Raw genomic sequence first — 19,941 nt, 5'->3', positions numbered from 1 at the left:
TTATTAAAGTATCTCATTCGTGTGGGTTATTTTAACATCCTTCACTATCTTAAAATCAACCACTTGTTTATTATAAGGATGCTCTTCGCTCGTTAAGTCCTGAGTAATATCTAAAACAGTTGTGCCGTTATCTTCTACTATTGTTCTATCAACATTTAATACCTGGGTGCCTTCTGCTAATACTTGGGTACCGTCTGATAATACCTGTGTGCCCTCCGATAGTACCTGTGTACCATCTGCCAATACCTGCGTACTGTTTGGTAGCTCATCTGTATTTTCTCCTGTATTACCGCGACGTCCTATTCTCCAAGTGCTACCAGACTTTCGAAGTTTTTTTGATTTCGTAATTGGTTCTGTTAGTTCTCCTCTTTCTGCATTAAAAGTACTCGGTGCAAACCGTTTATTACCTGTTCTACTATTCTCCTCGCGGATTGCCTGAATTTGTTTGGCTGCCGTTCTTCCAGTCAGATCTCCAATGATAGATAGAATATTCAATTTGATAAACATGACAATGGCTACCAGAAATAGTAATCCTGATAGGGAATATCCGACAATGGAAATAATTTGCCATATAGTTGCATCCATTCGAATCCCTTCCTAACTTCGGTACGCATTATCAATGGCTTTTTCAGCCGTTGAAATTCGACCAATAATGTCATTTTTCATTGCTTCCGTTTTATCAGTAGTTACGGAGATTTGTTCCGTACTATTCCTAACTTGGTCAAAAACAGAACGTATTTCTGCTTCTTCAACCCCATCTGACTTAAATTTTCTAGCATACGTTTCGATAGAATACATCGTTAATTTATAGAGTTCTAGATTCACAATCTCATTTTCATCTTGACTTTTGGAAACCAACTCAATTAATTCTTTTAAATTATCCCAGTATGGCCGGTACATCCCTTTATCTGACGCTTCTTCGATATGAATATTTATTTCTTCATTGAACTTCCCAATGCTTTGATAGATCGTAGCCATTTCAAAATTATCCTGATCTGTTGAACTATGTTGAATGACATCATCAAACCATTGGACTGAGCTTTTCATTCTAGTTACTTGATTATCATTGGATTCATTTTTACCATAGCCATAATAGTACCAGTAGATTTTACCTATTTCGAAAGCAAGCTCTTCGTAATTCTCCTGTTCCCTAAGGTCACTTAAATGGGGGGTAACCTTTTTCATGAGAATCTGTTCCTCTTCTACTGTGAAATTCAAGTCACTTCGAAAAGTCTTAATTAATCCCAAATACGCATCATTCTCTGTTGGCTTTATATCAATTGCATTCAAGTAATAATCAACTTTCTCTCCTTCAGCTGTCGCTCTTTCTGCCAGTTGAACATACCTACTATAATCTGAGTTATCCGTTTGAACCTTCATGACTTGACCAAAAATACCGATAACTAAACTAATGATTGCCGCACCAGTAACGAAACTAAATTTTCGAAGCTTAGCTTGCTGTTTAGCACGGTATTCGTCATCTACCTCTTCGTAATGATTTAGAGCATATAGCAACTCAGCACAAGATTGGTAACGGTCATCTGGATTAAGTTGTGTACATTTGAGGATAATTTTTTCTAACCCCCCAGATAGATTAGGATTCCAGTTTCGAATCGGGTATAACTCATAAGGAGGCTCACTTGGATTATGACCAGTAACAAGATGGTAAAGCGTCACACCTAAGCAATAGACATCTGTCCGGGCATCGGTTTGCCCTTTGCCACCAAATTGTTCGGGAGCAGCATACCCCTTTGTTCCTAAACTTACTGTATCAGCCAAATTCTTTTCTTTAAATTCTCTCGCAATTCCAAAGTCAATTAGCTTTAAATTACCATCTGGCTTTAACATTACATTGGCTGGTTTCATGTCACGATAAATAATAGATGGTTTTCTAGTATGTAAGTAATCAAGTACCTCACACAATTGCTTTGCCCACTCAATAACCAGTTCTTGAGGCTGTGCTCCATATTCATCAATAATCTTACTTAAAGGCTCTCCTTCGATATAATCCATAATGACATAAATAACATTATCTCGATCAATGATATCTACGATTCGAGGTAAAGCAGGATGATCAAGTCGCTTAATTAAGTTAGCTTCTGCAATGGCACTTTGAATAACAACTTCATTCGTATTCTTTTCTCGGGTGCTTTTTTCGATTTCTTTGACCGCCCATTGTTTATTAAGACGTTTGTCCATGGCCAGATATACTTTGGACATACCTCCCCGACCAACGAGCTTTAATATTTCATATTTCCCTTCTATTACAGAACCTATTTCAGCCAAAACAACTTCCCCATCCTTATTGAATTTTGACAATGATAACTGAGATATTATCTGTTTCTTGTCTTTCCTTCACAAGTTCAATCATGTGTCTCGCTTTGCTTTCCATGTCGTTTTCATTATGCAAATTCCTTGGAGCAAAGGTAGAATAAATTTCTTCCTCCGAAACCTTGTGACGAAATCCATCTGAACAGAGTAGGTACACTTCTCCTACATTGGCCCTGCCCTCAAAAAATTCTGGTTCCACGCTTTTGGAAGCACCAATACATTGAAGGAGGACGTTTCTTCTTGGGTCAGTTTCCGCCTGTTCAGGAGTTATTCTTCCTTGTCTAATATCCCTGGCCACAACCGTTTGATCTTCAGTTAATTGACGTAATTCCGAATCGAGGCGATACAATCTAGAATCACCTACATGACCAACAAGCATAAATTTTGAATCAATTAGTAGCATTGCCGTTAGCGTTGTTCCGAGATTACTTCTTATCGCTCTACCATGAGCGCCAATTAACTCGTTTTGTTCTTGAATAATCTGATTCCATCGAAGCTGAATATCACTCCAATTATCTTTAGAAAGCTGGGTGGGCAGTTCTTTTTCAAACCAGTCAGAAAAAGCATGAATAACAGTTGCACTAGCAACCTCCCCTTTGGCAAGACCACCCATGCCATCACAAATTACCGCTAACACGACTTTTCCAACGGAAGTATCAGCAATTTTTACACATAAACTATCTTGATTCGCACGCTTTTGGATACCAATATCAGTATGTGCAGTTGTCAATATCTCCATATCCGTTCACCCTCGCTAGGACAAGGTAACAGCCCCTTTGTCCCACTATAGATAAAATACAAATTCTTCATTGGCAAGTTTTATTTTCGTGCCAGAGAAAATCTCTACTTCCTCTCTTACTGGAATGACACGACCATCAACATATGTCTTATTCGTAGAATTGTTATCAATGATAAAATACCGATTATCTTTTGTAAGAATATCTGCATGACTTCGACTAATCGCAGTGTTATCGGAAATAAATAAGTCGCAATACCTTTTCTCTTTCCCTATACGAAACGATGGCTTATTCACACTGACTTTTTCCTGTGTGCTTTCTCTAATTAAATAAGGAAAAGTAGGTTCTTGAAACCCAAGGACAGTTGTTCCATCTTCATCCTCAAAACCTAATACAGTTGTTTCACCTGCTTCTTCTGTACCTAACACGGTTGTTTCACTGTAGTTTTGTTCTCTTGTTGAAGATTGTTGCTCCATGTATAGTTTCGATTCTGTTTTCCCCATTAATTCATGAATGACTTTTTCGAAACTATAAATGGAGAAAGGAGGGGGACTACTAAAATAGTGTAAATAAGTAGATACATAGTCATTATCTTCGTCTTTAGAGAAAACAACACGATAAGGTAAATCCTTAAAAAAGCCTGCAATAGAAGCTGGGTGCTGATTATTCAAAATCGGCCAAAAGATGCACTGTACCTTTTTCGTATCTGGATCAATAAAAATATAGTCAACATGAAATAGTAAGTTTTTGATATTCATAATATTTTTCTCGCATTCTTTAATGACTGTAATGAGTTGTGCAATAACCTCAAGAAACATCTTCCTGTCGACAATGCCATTAAAATATTCTCTTAGAGACAATAACCCCTCAACCGAAGCTGATAAGGTAACTCTTTTTTTTCTATATTTTGCATTAACAGGTATCAGACTCGGTAGCATACCAGTTATAATCGCTTTTAGCTCACGGTCATTAATTATTTCAGGATGTACTAACTTATTGATAACAACAGATTTAGTTTTACTTTTTTCCACTATTGTTTTCCCCATAGTTATCTCCTACTATCAAAATTGAAATCTATTAAACTATCCATATCTCATAATTCCCATCAATATTAACTATTTATGTATAACTTTTTTCTAACAATCACCAGTAATATTCTGAAGTAATCTAGCAGGGAATCACCTTATACTAAAAATCTTGGGACGCCAAAAAACATCCCAAGATTCACTCTAAACCCCACTAAGCTCTAAAGTTACCTTGTAATGTTTCGTCAACAGTACTGAATGCTTCTGCTGCAGAAACAGTAGCTTGACCAAGGTTGTCAACTAGTACTGGAAATTGGTCTAGGCTTTGTTTTAAATTGTCATACATTTCTAGGTAGGATTGCTCTGCTAAACCATCCCAGCTATCACCAATCTCCTTGATTTTGTTGTCAATCAATCCTAGAATGTCTGAAAGTTCCGCTGCAAATGTTTGTAAATCATTCCCCTGTCCTGCTAGCACCTCAGGTGTCACTCTAATATTTGCCATTTTTCCTCTTCCTTCCTTTATTTAAATTTTTATATTTGCAAACAGCTATGTAGCTGTTTTTGCCCTAATTAAGTTTTGTTTTCTCAATATGGTTTTCGACTAAATTATCGTACTTAGAAGCAGCAGATTCTAGAATGTTTTGCAACGTATCCAGTAAATCTGCGTATTTATCGATGTTCTCTCTCCAGTTTGTGTTTACCATCTTATGAAATGCTGTTCCTGCAGGTGTAGTCCACCCAGCTCCTTTTAATTCAGCAAGCAACTTCTCAAGTCTATCCGACATCTTTCTCAAGTCATCAGCAATACTACCGTATTGTTTTCCATATTTTCTTAACGCATCAGTATCAAATGCAAGATCGGTATTACCTTCATGGGCTAAAGCCAACTTAACCACCCACCCCTTCATACAAATCTTCCAGCTCAGGTTTTAACTTATAAGCTTTCTCTAGTTCCGATTTAACTTGTGCTGCCTTTCCTAAAGAACGATAAATGTCAGCTCGAAGTGTATGAACTTCAGCAATCTCATCACTGATACCAGAGATAAAATCTAGTAAATCAAGGGCTTTGTCATACTCCTCAATATCCTTTAAGCACATGACGCGATATAAATAAACATCGATTGCTGCCGGATTTTCTAATGTTGCTAAACGGAAAATCGAATTTGCTTCAGTATAAAGCGGTTTTGCTTCATCAAGTTTGCCCATCTGTTTTAAGCAAAACGGTCTATAATATAATGCAGCATAATAATAGGAGTCATCTCCTTCATTGGTAATAAGGGCAGTAGCAACATCTAGCGCTAAATCGTATTCTTTCTTCGCAAGATACATATTCATGAGCATAAAACGTGCTTCCCCTTCGAAAAAGTCTGTACTCTCAAGGGAAATACATTCTTCGCAACATGTAATAGCACGATTAACATCATTCTTCTCTGCAGCAATTTGTGCCTCTAACAAGATGAATCCTCTTTTAGCCTCTTCATAATACTTCATCTGTTTCGCCGTATTTAGTAGTTGATAAGCCAAATCGAACTGTCCATTTAAAGAAACACATTTCACATAATCATGCATTAACTCTGGATCCTCAGGAAAACGGTCGGATGCAGCCTTTGAAAATTCAACCGCTTCTTCAAGTTTTCCTTTATAAATAAGTAATTGGGTTTTCAAATGATACCCATCAAATAATTCAGGTGAATTCTTAAGCAGTTCATCCACACTTTCCTCAGCACTATCAATCATATCTAAACGAACTAAGGCTGATATCTTTTTCACGAGATAATCCGGTCTGGATGGGTTCTTAATACAAGCTTTATGAAAATACCTTAAAGCCATTTGATCATCGTTTAGATGCTCATAAGCCATCCCCATGAAGAATAACATTTCGTCGCCATCGTATCCTGCCGAAATAGCTAGATTATAATTTTCTAATCCTTCATGAACTTCATCATTCATGAAGCAAGCACTCCCATACTGAAAATAGAGTTCCCCACTTTTTTCAATTAAAAGTGCTTTTTTATATTGGTTCTTCGCTTCTTTAAAATTTTCAGAAGCCATGTATAAATCCCCATAGTTTTTGTAACTATCTACTAACATTGGATCTAGCTCTATCGCTCTATCAAACTTCTTTTGTGCAGCCGGGATATTACCCGTCTTTAATAGAAGCGCACCTTGTTGATTTAAATCTTTTGCTTCCAACCTTTGTTCATTCACATTAACTTCCATAGCAACCTCCTTAGGACGAGGGAACCATTCTTTTCGCTGAGACGAGTAAACCCAACCCATGTCCGTTGTCCCTACTAATTATCTTCCACAACTACCTTTACTGGAGAATGTTTTTCTATTTCCGTGACAAAGTCAATTTCCGGAGATTCTGTTGTATAAAACCAAGATATACCACCATTAGTTGTTCTGTGGTAATTAGGCTTTTCAGGTAAAGTACCATCTTTTCTATATTTGTACCTTATCCCTTCAATAACCCCATAAATATTAATCTGTTTCGTTTGGGCTCTATATTGACATTTCGTAATATCTTTATAAAAGAACTTATCGTACTCTTTCCTTATAAGATTTTTATTGTAATACTTTTTCTCTCGATAAACGATAAGGTAATCATCATAAAACTGAATCTCAAAAGGTGATGGAACTCGCTTGTTCCCTCCAGCAAAACTTAACCCTAGAGCTAGCACAACTAACATAATTCGGCCTGACCATGAAAGTTCACCGAATAAATCATCTTGGAAAATAATAGAACCGATTACAATGACAATCACAACGATCCACACTGCTTTTTTTATCATTCTAAAATTTTCATTTTTAGGGACTATCACACCTTCATTAGCTTTTAGTACATAATTTGGCTTTTCCAACGAGTTCCTCCTATTTTATATAGTATTCAAGTTTGTTAAGGATCAAGTCAGAGTACTTTCCCTGATTCATACTAATTATCTTCAATAACTACCTTTAAAGGAGAATGTTTTTCTATTTCAGCAACAAAATCAATATTAGGATCTTCAGATGTATAAAAATAACAAATACCACCCTCGGTAGTTTTATGATAAGTTGGTTTTTCAGGTAACGTTCCATCCTTGTTATAGTCATACCAGATACCTTCTATCTTCCCATAGATGTTAATGCGCTCCGTTTTAATCCTATGTTCTATTTTTTCAATATCACTGTAAAAAAACTTATTATATTCTTTCCTCGGTAACTTGCCATAGTATCTTTTCTCACGAAATACAATAAAATAATCATCGTAAAACCTAATTTCAAAAGGGTTTGGAACCCGCTTTTTACCACCAGTAAAAGTTAATCCGATAGCAAACACAATAAGTAATACCTGGGCTGACCATGAAAGTTCGCTTAAAAGATTCTCTTGGAAGATTATGGAGCCTAATATAACGACACCAACAATAATCCAAATAGCTTTCTTTAATATACCTAGCCCTGGATTGTCATTTTTAGGAACCAAAACTCCCTCATTTGCTTTTAGTGTATAATTTGGATTATCTTTTCTAGTGATAGAAGTACTCTCTATAATAGACATACTAACACCTAGCTTTCATCCACAATTACCTTTATTGGAGAATGTTTTTCTATTTCTGCTACGAAGTCAACATCTGGTTCTGCAGACGTGTAAAAAAAGCAAATACTATCCGTTGTTTTGTGATAGGTTGGTTTTTCAGGTAAAGTTCCATCCTTGTTATAGTTGTACCAAATCCCTTCTACAACCCCGTAAATATTAATGCGTTGGGTTGTTTTTCGAAATTGAATTTTTTGAATATCTTTATAAAAGAACTTATCATACTCTTTTCTTGAAACCTTTCGACTATAGTAGTGTTTCTCCCGATAGACAATTAGGTAATCATCATAAAACCAAATTTCGAAAGGTGAAGGAACTCTATGGCTACCACCAGTAAAAGTTAATCCGATAGCTAACACAATAAGCATAACTTGTGCTGACCAGTTCAGTTCACTAAATATATTATCTTGAAAGATAATGGATCCAAGAATAATAATACCCACAATAATCCAAGCAGCTTTTTTTAACCTGCCTAACCAGGGGTTATCATTTTTAGGGACTAATACTGCTTCATTAGCTTTTAATACATAATTTGGTTTTTCCATTCTTATAGTTTCCATTCCTGTACTCCTAACTAGTTTATTATTATCGATGAAATATATGGTTTCGTACTACTACTACTGATTGCCAGACTGCGACAGGCTATTCATAATATCGGTATCGATTGGAGATTGATTGGAAAACATATCCCTAATACCCTTAAATGATTTTGAAGTATCATCAATTAAGCTCTTAAAGTCCCCAACTTGTATGTGAGTTTCTCCAGGTAAATTCGCAACTGGGACCCTTACTAAAGCAATAATTCCAAGGCTAGTTAAGTTTAGCCCATTACTATTAAGTAAATTGATAGATGACAAAATATTTTTAGTTGATTTCACACTATCTATGGTGTTACTAAATTTCCAAAAATCTCCTTTGAGATTGTTTAAAAAATCGGTACCAAAGTTTTTTGCTGTACCACTGAAAAATTGCCAATCTCCACGTTGAATTGCTTTAGTTGTTTCTATCCATCCATTACCAATAGTTGTTTTTAACTTCCCAGTAAATGTATTAAGATTGGCATTGGTTAAAATATCCTTAACTTTAATACTATCCAAGCTAGCTGGATTTCCAGTCGCCCATTTAAATCCTTTCTTAGCAAGATTTCCAAGGCCACTAACAACTGTGACTATCGTACATACCGTATTTACAGCATCAAGAGTATTGGCGAAACCATGTAAAAAGCGGCTATCCTCTTGACGCATCGTATCTGATAAAGTATTTAATGAGCTTAACCGCCTTCCAGTAGCAGGGTCATCGGCTCGTGTAGCTTGATATGCTCGGCCCTCATTAGCCATATTCACCAAGCTATTCAATATCATAATTGAACCAGCTATGACACCAGCAATAACCACTAATAAGGCTCCACCCGTTATAACAGCAAGTGCTATCGTTGCAACTCCTAAGGCAAGTTCCACTGCAAAAACCAATATGCCTTTAAGAAGTTCTTTTCCACCATCCCAGTGAAACCAGTCACTAATGGATTGTTTAAAATAATCAAAACGTGCACTAAATTGATCCCTTACATCTCCCAACCAACGACCTATTGCTGTATCGTTACTAATTTTGGTAAAGAAATAGCTAATAGCATTGATTACCTTGTTATCCTTTATCCCATGATTTTCTTTAAATGTTGCTGTAAGTGATGAAACCTTCGTTCTTACGCTCTTATCTGTAGCTTGACATTGCTCTCTTAAATCGGTTAAATCCTCTGCATATCTATCGTACTTGGTCGATTGGTCTCTTAATTTAGAGATTTTACTACTTGCTCTACTTTTCGCAGTCGAGAGATTAGAGGACCATGGTCCATTGTAGCTGTTTAATTTACCGTAAACAGTTTTATCAATTGCATCTGCATAATTATCTAACCGCTTTGCAACAGATTTTGCCTCACTCGCAGCATTCCTTAGACTACTGTATGATATGGAAGCAATACTCATTTTCAACCACCACCAAATAAATTTCTTAAGAATTCTGCTCTTTCCTCTGCTTGCTTTTCCTTATATTTAGAATAATAATAATCCCGGTTTGCAATTGCTTGTGTTAACAGTTGATTCAAGCGTGAAATTTCGTCTTCCAAGCCATCTTGGGTTCTACTTAAATCATAATCTTGTGACACATTTTTTTCTTTTTTATTCAAATGGGTGTTTGCTTGGGAGGTGAAGTAAGAATTATGCCTGACCCCTTTTTTTAAATCATGTGTCAAATCCTCGTATTCAAAATTAACGTCCCAAATTTCATCATACAGATCGTAATTAAGATGATTTAAAATTCTTCTTAAGTCCCGTATATTATCCTCATAATCATCTACTTCATTTTTCTTCTTTCGGTAAAGATTATAATAATAAGAACTACTAGCCACCTTCCCTCACCCTTTCTTAACTATCCATCGCCATCTTAAACTGCTGACGTATCTGATCATCGGATGTTTCATAATCTGCCTCTGCTTGAACTAGCGCATCATAAATATCCTTTAAGGCATCTCCAAAATCATCAATTTTTCTAATCAAAAGTTTATATTGGGATTCAAATTCATCTCGGCCCTCTCCAACCCAGTTCTCTTTAACATGTTGTGTAATTTTAGAGACTTCTAGATTTACTGTTTTATACGACTCTACAATTTCCTTGATTTGTGTATGGGTTTCAAATATCCTTTCAGAATCAATCGTACCTGTAACAACCGCTTTACCTCCACTGGACACAACAAACACCTCACTTATTCAAAGATTTTTATTTTGGTATAGCCTGATCCTCCGAAACGATATCCATTAGATTTTTCAAAGGATGTTTCTGCCCGGAGTCTAGCAGGGACATCAAACACTTTACTTTCCAATATTGGAGCAAATAGAATCGCTTTTCGCTCGTCTTTGATAGTCTTCAATACCTCTGATGCATTAAAACCAACTGCTTCATTTTCCATTGTCGTTATTAGTACAAAAGCTAAAGCTTCGTTTGCTCCCTTAATTACTTCAGCAAATGATTTACTTTCGTTTCTGTCACTATTTATTCGCTTAAATACTTCAGTATTATTTAAAATTAGGAGTTTGTAGGAGTTATCTTCTAACTCATCTACCTCTTTTCTTCTTGAAATGTCCTCATTGAATTCATTTACAAACAGTAGTCCTTCTGCAGGATCACTCGTATATTTCTGTACAAATCCAAAGGACGTAAATTCTTTGAGTGACTTCGATTTATCATCAATGACGGTAGCTTCGATATGATGGAAAATAATTGTTTCACTTAGCATACGAAGCAAATTGATGGTAAACCGTTCTTTGCTCTCTTTATCTCCTATTAGAGTCATGGAGCCACTAGTATTTAAATCGAGTGTAGAATAGGCTACCTTTTCATAATCCATTCCGATAGGTAAAATACCCTTCTGTTTAAATGCATCGCCATCTGTTCGTAATGCTTCTGGAAGGGTTAGCTTTTCAGGTACCATTGGTATCGTACGAGCTTGGGTAGTACAATCAGTATTTCGTGTTTCAATAAATCGTTTCAGTTCCTTACTTCTTCCTGCTTCTTTCGCATTGCTACCAAATATTGCAACTTGGTATTCTAGAATTCTTTTATCTAACATTAGTAGTCCTCTACCAGCTGTGTCTTTCGGTGTTTGCTTGTTATGACCAAAGGCATTACTATATTCAGCCTTATCGTTACAATTGAGTACAAGCTTCCTTCCAAAGTTACCTTGGGTTCGGTAATTTAGCGCATTCGATGTTGCTGACGCAATGATAAATGATATTCCTACCCCTTGTGCTTCTCGGCTAAGGCTATTTAGCTCATCCGCCTGGTTCGGGAAATATTCCTTAAAGGCAGCCATATTATCAATCACTACAACAACCATCGGAATATCGGTGTATCCAGCATCCAAGTATGCAGAGAAACTACCTACACCTTTACTGGAAAGGATTGTTTTTCGTTCTACTACCATGGAATTCAGAAGCTTAAAGAGATTTTTACATTTCTCTTCTTCATTTGATAGAACAACACCACCGACGTGTTTAGAGTTTTCAAAGGTTTTCAATACCATACTGCCGCAATCAATGATATACAGATTCACTTGAGAAGGATCGTATTTTTTGATTAGCCCGTAAGTAAGAGTTTGCAACATGGTCGTTTTTCCAGTTTGAGCGGAACCAACAAGGTATACATTTTCCTTCGATGGTTCGATAACAACCTGGCCTTGACGCTGTTGTTCTGGGTCATCAAACACCCCGATTGGAACAGAAATGTTCAGGTCGTTATTCGTGCTGTAATCAAGGGTATCTGTATTAATTACATCTGGTAGTGACGGTAAGCAAATACCTGGAAGTTGTTTAATTCCTTTCACTGCACAATAGTCGTGGACATAGTCAACGATTGCTTCTAGCTGGCTCTTTGTTTCCACTGCTGCCTGTGTTTTTCGGTTGGAATAGACAAGTTTTTTCTTTCCCCAAATATTACGTTCATACAGTTCAAAAATTCTCTCATTCATGTCGTTTCCACTAGGAACATGGCCACCACTATAAGCTGATTGGAACAAGTCAAATATTTCATTGTTTCCAACTTGGAAGTAAGCTCTACCAGGCTCCACAATTTCTGCAGCAAGAGGTGTTTTGATTACCTCAGTACTATCTTCTCTCGTTTGAACCTTTAGACATAATTTAAATTTAGAGTTACTCCATATTTGGTTATCAACCACACCAGCTGGTTTTTGTGTTGCTAGGATGAGGTGTATCCCTAAAGTTCGCCCAATACGAGCAGCAGAAATAATCTCTTTCATAAAGTCAGGATGCTCAGCTTTCAGTTCAGCAAATTCATCGACAACCATAATGAGATGTGGCATCGGAGTATCAACCTTGTTAGATTTATATAGCTTGATATAATCATTAATATGATTGACACCAGCCTCGGAAAACATTTCTTGTCGCTTCACTAACTCCGCTTTAATCGATAATAAGGATCGGTTAATTTCTCTTCCATCAATGTTAGTAATAGTTCCTATGAGATGCGGTAGATTTTTGAACTGATTTGCCATTCCACCACCTTTAAAGTCGATAATGACAAAACCAACTTCATACGGATGGAATAAGGATGCCATGGATAGAATGTAAGTCTGAATGATTTCACTCTTTCCTGAACCAGTCGTACCAGCAACTAATCCATGTGGTCCATGTGCTCCCGCTTTGTCACTTATATCTAGATAAACTACCTCGTTCTTCCGCTTCACTCCAAGTGGAGCAGCCATACTGTTATATACCAAGGAAGAATCCCATCTACCTGTTAAATCCAAATCCTCAACTGACATAATCCCCAATAACTCAAACATCGATATATTTTTGGTCAATTCCCCTTCTAATGAAACTTCATCAACCGTAACCGCACCAAGCTTGAGTGCAATATCTAAGGCGGTGTTCGTCGGGATTTCCGGATAGTCGAAAGTTAACACATGGTCCCCTTGTTTTGTGTGTAGGACTTCCCCTTGCTTGGAATTTATCCGAATAATCTCTGTACAACCTTGTGGCAACATTTCTTCATACTCTTCAAAGAATACAAACGTAAAACCATATTCATGACAATTTTTTATATATTTGGAAACAGGATGCGTACGGATTACCGATGCATCCGTTACAAAAACAACATAATACTCTTCCCAATCCTCTGAGTCTTTTCCCCGTTTTGTATTCTCTCTAGCGTTAAGGATAATGTACAGATTTTCTAGTAATACATTCATGCTTTCTTCATCGTAAATAATATTTTTCACGTCCAGCTGGTCGTTCTCAACATTATGCAACCACCTGACCCAGCTCATTTCTTGCACATTATTGTCATTAAGGAGATAGACAAACTTTACATCACCATAGTAATGGCGGATTGCCAAATCCAAGGTAATATTCTTAATAATTTTCCCGAGGTCTGACTTTTTGCCAACGACACCAATACCACTAGAAGCATGGAAATCTGAAATAATAGGTGCATCCTCGATATATTTAAATTGTTTCGTTACTCGTTCCGGAAGTGTAGCTAACGGATCTTCCAGATCGATGATTTCTTGTTTGTTGAACTTAACTTGGTTGCTAGATTCGATGCGCCCCTTCCCTAAATACACTTGTAAAAAGTCAGCATCTTTGGTAGATTTTTCAAACAATCTTCTACCAAAGTCGTAAACTTCTTTCATACTATTTTCAAGAGACTCATAAATTAAATTTCTAATTTGCAGCTCTTTTTCACGAGCCTTTTCGATTTCTTCCTGTTTTTCCACTATATATTGTTGGTATCTTTCAATTCTTTCCGCAGTTTCTTCCTTGTATTTTTTCGTTTCGGAAAAGTAGGTTGCAACGGACATAAACGCACCCATGGACATCGCAATCGCACTGTAAACAATAAATATACTTCCTCCGCCAATTAACCCTCTTAGAATGAGAATTGCCGCTAACATAACTAATGCTGGTATAAGCGATAATAGTAAATTTCTCCTCGGCTTATTCGGTTTATTTTCCGGATTTTGAATCTCTAATTCGATTTCTGGAATTTCATATTGAATCCGTGTGTTACGATTAAATTTCGGATAAACTAATTGAGTTTTTTGTTCAAATCGGTCTTCATAGCTAAAGTGATGAATCGTTACATTCTCACTAGCTGAAGTATATAAGTTCCCTTTTTTAAAATAAAAACTATAGCCAACAACCGCGAAAAAATCATAGTCATGAAGCTCTTGTTTCTTCTCTATACGCCACCCATTGACGAAAACACCATATTTCGTGTTGTTATCGATGATATACCACTTACCATTTTCAAATGATAGAGTCATGGAATCCGTATCTAGAAATTCATCACGGATAGAAATATCACAAGAAGCCTCGCCTCCGATGCGCAGTTGCTTGGCGCCAGCTATATCAATAATGCGATTGTACGCTTTCTTTTCATAATCGAAGTCAATCATGAAGGACAGGGTAAAGACTTCATTTCCTGATTCTTGATATTTTAAAACTAGTTCATCCCCATGATGGAGCTGTTTGTTCATCAGTTTACGAACATCACCAAGAGACAAATATAAATTGTCAGAGACTATTAGATTCCAACTATCCTTATGCTTGGTAAGTGTTAGTTCGACCTGACCAAAGAACAATTCTTTTCGCAGACGCACATCACAATCTAGTCCCGTTCCTATTCGTAACTCACTTGTATCAGAAGCAATTTCAACTTCTTTATATACATTTTTATTTGATATCATTAGTTTGTATCTGCTCAGCATTTGCTTCTCCTACTTATAGAATGTTTATAACCGTCCCGTTCCGAACCCCAAATTCGGACAACAGTTTATTTCCCTTCAGTAAAGCAATCGGATTTTCTGCTCTCAAGTAGCAATTTTTCACATTCGAAACATCTATGCCTAAATCGTAAGCGGTGTTCAGAGCAATGACGAACTCATTTGCGGATATATCAAGAGGTACCTCTAAATCAACAGTAAATTTTCGTTTATGAATTTTCAGGATTACAATTGCTTTCTCATCAGCCATGATTTTCCCCTCATAATACTAAATATGATATTCTTTGGACTCCACTATCTATTGAGAAGTCTTCACATTTCATCTGATCATAGTTTTCAAAGTGCGTAATATAGTCATTCACTGTGAAATGAATTTCTGATGAGACCAATGCATTGTCTCGGTCTTTTTTAAAATCATTGCAAACATAAATATATTTTTCTGAAGTAACGCCATCGATGTTACTGACTAAAGCATTTGTTGCATAAGCAGAGATTCTGTCTTGCTTTGTTACTACGATTACTTTGTCAGCCAAATTGATTAACGTAGCCTTATCCTCATCAAATGTCGATTCGGCATCAATAATGATGTAATCATACGCTTTCGAAGCCTTTGCCGATTTAATAATTGTTTCAAAGATGGAATATGGCAATCCCAACGACATCAATGGTGCTTTGAAGGGTGGAAGATAATGAAATACTTCCCTTCTTATCACATGTTTGATTTGGTCATATATATATTCATCTGCTGTTGCAAGTTTAGAATAGAAATCGGCTGCAGTAATGGCACTTTGGTTTTCCAATAATGCCTGAAAATATTGCAATCTAGCAGCGTTTATGTATAACACCCGCTTGTAACTTTTTGTTAAGCAATGACTCATGCCAAGTGCAAGTGTAGTCTTACCAACCCCACCTGAAGCCGAGTATACAAGTACCGTTTGGCACTCTTCTAGCTTCTCTGAATTCTGAAGCGCCGCAGAGCTTTTTCCAACGATTTCATTAAATATGACTTTAATACTTGTATATTTGAAGATACGAACAACCGCTAAATCCTCTGTTATTCCATGCTCATTATGTTCTGTCATCATGAAAATATGATTTATATTATGGCGATGAAGCGTTTCACTATAAAATTCCTCACTAATGACAAGAATATCTACTTTCTGAGGGGTAGAAAACAACTCCTCAAAATACCGTTTATCGGTAATAATCTCCAGATTAACTTTATTAAAATATTCTTCTACAAATTTAAGCTGTAGAGGAGATATATATTTTTCATCGCTATCTGCAATAATTATTCTTGGTTTATTCATATTCTTTTCTCACCTGTCCATCATACGAACTCGAAAATCAGTGTTTGCTAATCGAATAACATCGCCGTTTTTTAACCCCACAGGTTCAAAGGCTTGAAGTCGTACGTTATTTAAGTACGTGCCGTTTGTACTTTGTAGGTCTTCTAACTGGAAGCCTCTACTTGTCTGGGTTATCTTACAATGGGTTCGGCTAATGGCACTATTAAAAGAAATCACTCCATCCGCATCAATCGTACTTTTACCAATGATAAACGTTTCTTTATTCACTGATAGTTCGAGAGTTTCTGGAGCATTTAATGCTTCAAGTATCATTGGAACCTTACTCTCATAACTTTCCTTTTCAGTTCTTGGGGTACTATACATTATTCGACTTACTAAAGCTTCGAGCGGAAGTGTACCATTAGAAAGTCCTGTATAAAAATCACTTATTCTTTGAGAACGAAGTGTTGGGAGGCTATTTATAAATTGGACTAAACTCGTTCTAAATTCCGTCTCGAAGGTTGCGTAATCCTTAAATTCACGAATAGTAATTGGGACATAGATCAGACCAACCGATAGATTGCTTGGATGAATAAAGATGTGATCAAAAGAGATATCAATCTTTTGATACGATAAGAAACCATTATTCTTAACCTCTATTATGGCGTTCAGTAGATTAACCATAACCGTCTTAAACCCTTTATCATCCAGTGTAGGTAACATAGATGAAAAGGTTTTATACTCGGATGTCAAATAATACAATTCAATCTTTCCGTTGTACATCATTTGCATGCACTTAATAAAACCGGTATTATACTGACTTTGCAATACTTTGTATTCAGTTAGTGAAAAGTCGTTATTATCATGAAGAACATACGCAATATTAGCATTAGAACCACTGGTTATATTGCGAATTGCTCCATACTCCGTTAATACTCCCATTACATACACCTGCCACACGGCGTTAACCGTATTTATGTCGTTTGAAATATTGTTATGATGTTAGATAATTACTCTTTATATAAAAATGTTTTGATTGTATAAATATTTTGTGTTGGATCTTCGAGGGTCCTTCTGAGGCAATCTGAGTTGTTTCGATTCGGTATCCATAACTTAAAAGCTTTACACAGAATTATGTATCCTAAATAATGTATTTTTTAGACCGTAAGTTTCATTACAATTCTACCATAGAATTTTTTTAAGTTGTTGTTCTTTTCTAAAAATTGAGTCAAAGGTCGCGGATGGGATTAAATGGAAAGTTAAACAAGCAGGAAAAATATCCCATTCCTTATGGTTGATAGGGCTATAGCATTAGGTGCAACGACCCACTAACGTTTCAACTTACTTCTTGTATCATTCTATTTCCACTCTAAACTTGTAATATACTATATAAAGCAGCTGGGAGTTTCTTATGGAATCCTATGTGTGGGGCACACTCATCTTTATCTTGGAGTGAATTATAAGTAATCAGAAATTAAATTGAATACTTGAGATAGAGCGAAAATTATTGTGAAAGATGGAAATATAAACGGAGATTTATATGAATTGCAAGAATATGAATGAGAATTAAACATACAGCTACAGTCCAAAGGAATTATTGATATTGAAGAAGTAGAACCGCGATATTAGAGATTAGTGGATATATTAGTACTTGAGGGACAAAGAACCTATTCCCCTTTCCTTTTTATTGTTATAATATAGGGTGAGAATATAGTGAGTGGATGTGAAGTAGATGATTGATATACACAGTCATATTTTACCTGGATTTGATGATGGAGCGGTTGATCTTTCTGAAAGTTTGAATATGGCCAGAGCAGCTGTTAACGAAGGGATCCACACCATTGTTGCTACACCACACCACCAAAACGGTTATTATTTTAATCCCAAAAACGATATCGAATACCATATATTGGAGTTAAATAATAAATTGCAGGAAGCTAACATTCCACTTACTGTCCTTCCTGGCCAAGAAATCAGGATCAATTTGAATATCATTAACGAAATATTATCAGGTATAATTGCACCAATAAATAATACTAGGTATCTTTTCATAGAACTCCCTTCTTGGGAAGTCCCCATTTTTACTGAGCAAGTAATATACGAAATTCAACTTAACGGTTATATACCTATAATAGTCCATCCAGAACGTAATAGAAAATTAGCTGAAAATCCTTCCATTCTTTATAACTTAGTTAATAAAGGTGCCCTTACTCAGATAACTGCATCTAGTCTTACAGGTAATTTCGGTAAACCCATACAAAAATTTGCCCATCAACTTATAGAACATCATTTAACACATTTTATAGCATCTGATGCTCATAACATTACTAATAGGGGATTTCACATGCAAAAAGCCTATAATATTATAAAGAAGACCTACGGAACAGAGATATATTATATGTACCTGGAAAATTCAAAGTTATTGATTGATGGACAGTACGTTATTAGAAACGAGCCTCAAAAGATATTGAAGAAGAAAAGAATAAGGCGTTTATTCTAAATTCATGCTATATTCTATTCACTTTATTTCCCTAAGTTTCATTGCTGATTCTTAGAAAAGTGATGATTGAACTGAACCAAGGTGAACAAGATTTAATTCTAATCTCTAAAACCTATGTCAACCTCTTAAGAACCCTATAATTCGAGTAACATTTCATTACTTTACCACATAGAATCTCATAAGCATTATAATTTATGTACCTCCTCTCTTAGGAATACTTGTTACTTACTGATTTTGATGAACAACTTACTCCTTTTCTATTCCACTTATGAAATGGGAAGATAACAAAAAAAAGACCAAGCACAATCAAATAATTTGTTTACAGGTTGATTAGTGCCCGGTTTTAACTTTGAGTAATTCCGTCGATTCATTACTTGGTATCATCGTGATTTGAACTTTTAATAAAAATTATAATTGCTAAGTATATCTGGTAAACTGATTTCTCAGACTTGAAGGTAGAATTGATTTGCAACTCACGGAAATTCACTATCTCTATTCGTCTCATTATGATTTCACACTACTTTTGTTAAATTCACTTGCTGCATATTTAACAAAATAAAGTCTTTATTAGAAAAATCGAATCTTATGTATTTATAATACAAGTATGTTATTTAATTATTAAGTCTAAAAGTTATCCGTTCTCTTCCAATATCCAACAATACTTCATATTCTTCAGTTAAAAAATAATACATGTCACCTGTAGTTGAAGAAAGACTTGCTAGTGGCTTTAGATCTTCAATTACTTGACTATTCAAGTTTATGTTCCTAACTTCAATACCATATGATAATAAATCTTCATTGATTAAATAAGAAAAACTATAATTACTGTATTCTAAACTTGATACACCAACTTGATTTTCAATTACATCAGTTAGTCCCTGTACATTATCTTCTATTATTTCGGTATTCTCATTTAAGAATAAAAAGAAAAAACCATATGATTGTTCAAACATATCCGGAAACAACGGTAAAAAGACTTCGAGTCCAACTTGTGAGAAATGTTCATCCTCTGTTATTACTGCTTGTTCACGACTTACATAACCATCACCATAGGGCGTATTAATTTTATAAATCGAACCATAAACCTCATCTTCAATGAATATACTTGTTGAATCAAAACCACCAGTGTGAACTGGTGGTTTGCTCTGCGGCTGGAAGCCTCTATTACCGGCCTCGGCCTTAAAGGCC

19 protein-coding genes are annotated in these 19,941 nt (G+C 35.9%); 1 reads left to right on the top strand and 18 read right to left on the bottom strand.

What is annotated here, in order from left to right:
- Positions 1-3: 3 nt before the first annotated feature.
- The 17 genes from AB1K81_RS18380 to AB1K81_RS18300 all read right to left on the bottom strand — a co-directional run bounded on the left by AB1K81_RS18380 (position 4) and on the right by AB1K81_RS18300 (position 17,195).
- Complete coding sequence (locus tag AB1K81_RS18380) at positions 4-585, bottom strand: hypothetical protein (RefSeq protein ID WP_412978115.1); 582 nt, start codon at positions 583-585, stop codon at positions 4-6.
- Positions 586-597: 12 nt separating this feature from the next.
- On the bottom strand, positions 598-2,286 hold the full coding sequence (locus AB1K81_RS18375; protein WP_412978114.1) for a serine/threonine protein kinase: 1,689 nt from the start codon (positions 2,284-2,286) through the stop codon (positions 598-600).
- 16 nt (positions 2,287-2,302) lie between these two features.
- Complete coding sequence (locus tag AB1K81_RS18370; RefSeq protein WP_412978113.1) at positions 2,303-3,070, bottom strand: PP2C family protein-serine/threonine phosphatase; 768 nt, start codon at positions 3,068-3,070, stop codon at positions 2,303-2,305.
- Between the two features lie 45 nt (positions 3,071-3,115).
- Positions 3,116-4,114 carry an FHA domain-containing protein gene (locus AB1K81_RS18365; RefSeq protein ID WP_412978112.1) on the bottom strand — a complete coding sequence of 333 codons (999 nt, stop codon included), beginning with the start codon at positions 4,112-4,114 and terminating at the stop codon, positions 3,116-3,118.
- Between the two features lie 193 nt (positions 4,115-4,307).
- Complete coding sequence (locus tag AB1K81_RS18360; protein ID WP_412978111.1) at positions 4,308-4,598, bottom strand: WXG100 family type VII secretion target; 291 nt, start codon at positions 4,596-4,598, stop codon at positions 4,308-4,310.
- Positions 4,599-4,662: 64 nt separating this feature from the next.
- Complete coding sequence (locus AB1K81_RS18355; protein WP_412978110.1) at positions 4,663-4,983, bottom strand: WXG100 family type VII secretion target; 321 nt, start codon at positions 4,981-4,983, stop codon at positions 4,663-4,665.
- A 1-nt stretch (position 4,984) separates the two neighbouring features.
- Positions 4,985-6,316 carry a tetratricopeptide repeat protein gene (locus AB1K81_RS18350; RefSeq protein ID WP_412978109.1) on the bottom strand — a complete coding sequence of 444 codons (1,332 nt, stop codon included), beginning with the start codon at positions 6,314-6,316 and terminating at the stop codon, positions 4,985-4,987.
- A gap of 74 nt (positions 6,317-6,390) precedes the next feature.
- Complete coding sequence (locus tag AB1K81_RS18345; RefSeq protein ID WP_412978108.1) at positions 6,391-6,960, bottom strand: hypothetical protein; 570 nt, start codon at positions 6,958-6,960, stop codon at positions 6,391-6,393.
- A gap of 71 nt (positions 6,961-7,031) precedes the next feature.
- A complete protein-coding gene (locus AB1K81_RS18340) occupies positions 7,032-7,637 on the bottom strand; it encodes a hypothetical protein (protein WP_412978107.1) in 606 nt (201 codons plus the stop codon).
- Positions 7,638-7,645: 8 nt separating this feature from the next.
- A complete protein-coding gene (locus AB1K81_RS18335; protein WP_412978106.1) occupies positions 7,646-8,233 on the bottom strand; it encodes a hypothetical protein in 588 nt (195 codons plus the stop codon).
- A 57-nt stretch (positions 8,234-8,290) separates the two neighbouring features.
- Positions 8,291-9,652: a hypothetical protein gene (locus AB1K81_RS18330; protein ID WP_412978105.1), complete on the bottom strand. Its 1,362-nt coding sequence runs from the start codon at positions 9,650-9,652 to the stop codon at positions 8,291-8,293.
- 2 nt (positions 9,653-9,654) lie between these two features.
- On the bottom strand, positions 9,655-10,074 hold the full coding sequence (locus AB1K81_RS18325) for a hypothetical protein (protein WP_412978104.1): 420 nt from the start codon (positions 10,072-10,074) through the stop codon (positions 9,655-9,657).
- Between the two features lie 16 nt (positions 10,075-10,090).
- On the bottom strand, positions 10,091-10,414 hold the full coding sequence (locus tag AB1K81_RS18320; protein WP_412978103.1) for a WXG100 family type VII secretion target: 324 nt from the start codon (positions 10,412-10,414) through the stop codon (positions 10,091-10,093).
- Positions 10,415-10,428: 14 nt separating this feature from the next.
- Positions 10,429-14,928, bottom strand: a complete 4,500-nt coding sequence (essC, locus tag AB1K81_RS18315; RefSeq protein ID WP_412978102.1) for a type VII secretion protein EssC — start codon at positions 14,926-14,928, stop codon at positions 10,429-10,431.
- Positions 14,929-14,962: 34 nt separating this feature from the next.
- Positions 14,963-15,214: an EsaB/YukD family protein gene (locus AB1K81_RS18310; protein ID WP_412978101.1), complete on the bottom strand. Its 252-nt coding sequence runs from the start codon at positions 15,212-15,214 to the stop codon at positions 14,963-14,965.
- A 10-nt stretch (positions 15,215-15,224) separates the two neighbouring features.
- Positions 15,225-16,274: an AAA family ATPase gene (locus AB1K81_RS18305; protein WP_412978100.1), complete on the bottom strand. Its 1,050-nt coding sequence runs from the start codon at positions 16,272-16,274 to the stop codon at positions 15,225-15,227.
- 9 nt (positions 16,275-16,283) lie between these two features.
- Entirely contained in the window at positions 16,284-17,195 is a 912-nt protein-coding gene (locus tag AB1K81_RS18300) for an FHA domain-containing protein (RefSeq protein WP_412978099.1), read from the bottom strand.
- A gap of 790 nt (positions 17,196-17,985) precedes the next feature.
- Here AB1K81_RS18300 and AB1K81_RS18295 point away from each other — a divergent pair.
- Positions 17,986-18,753 (top strand): tyrosine-protein phosphatase, encoded by a 768-nt coding sequence (locus AB1K81_RS18295; RefSeq protein ID WP_412978098.1) that lies wholly within the window; start codon positions 17,986-17,988, stop codon positions 18,751-18,753.
- Positions 18,754-19,364: 611 nt separating this feature from the next.
- Here the strand turns inward: AB1K81_RS18295 and AB1K81_RS18290 are convergent.
- On the bottom strand, positions 19,365-19,941 hold a 577-nt coding region (locus AB1K81_RS18290), incomplete at its 5' end, for a hypothetical protein (protein WP_489685626.1).

The sequence above is a fragment of the Ornithinibacillus jepli genome, assembly GCF_047228935.1.
Taxonomy (GTDB): domain Bacteria; phylum Bacillota; class Bacilli; order Bacillales; family Amphibacillaceae; genus Ornithinibacillus.
The sequence above is the reverse complement of the archived record's forward strand: the minus strand, read 5'-3'. Positions and strand labels throughout refer to the sequence as shown.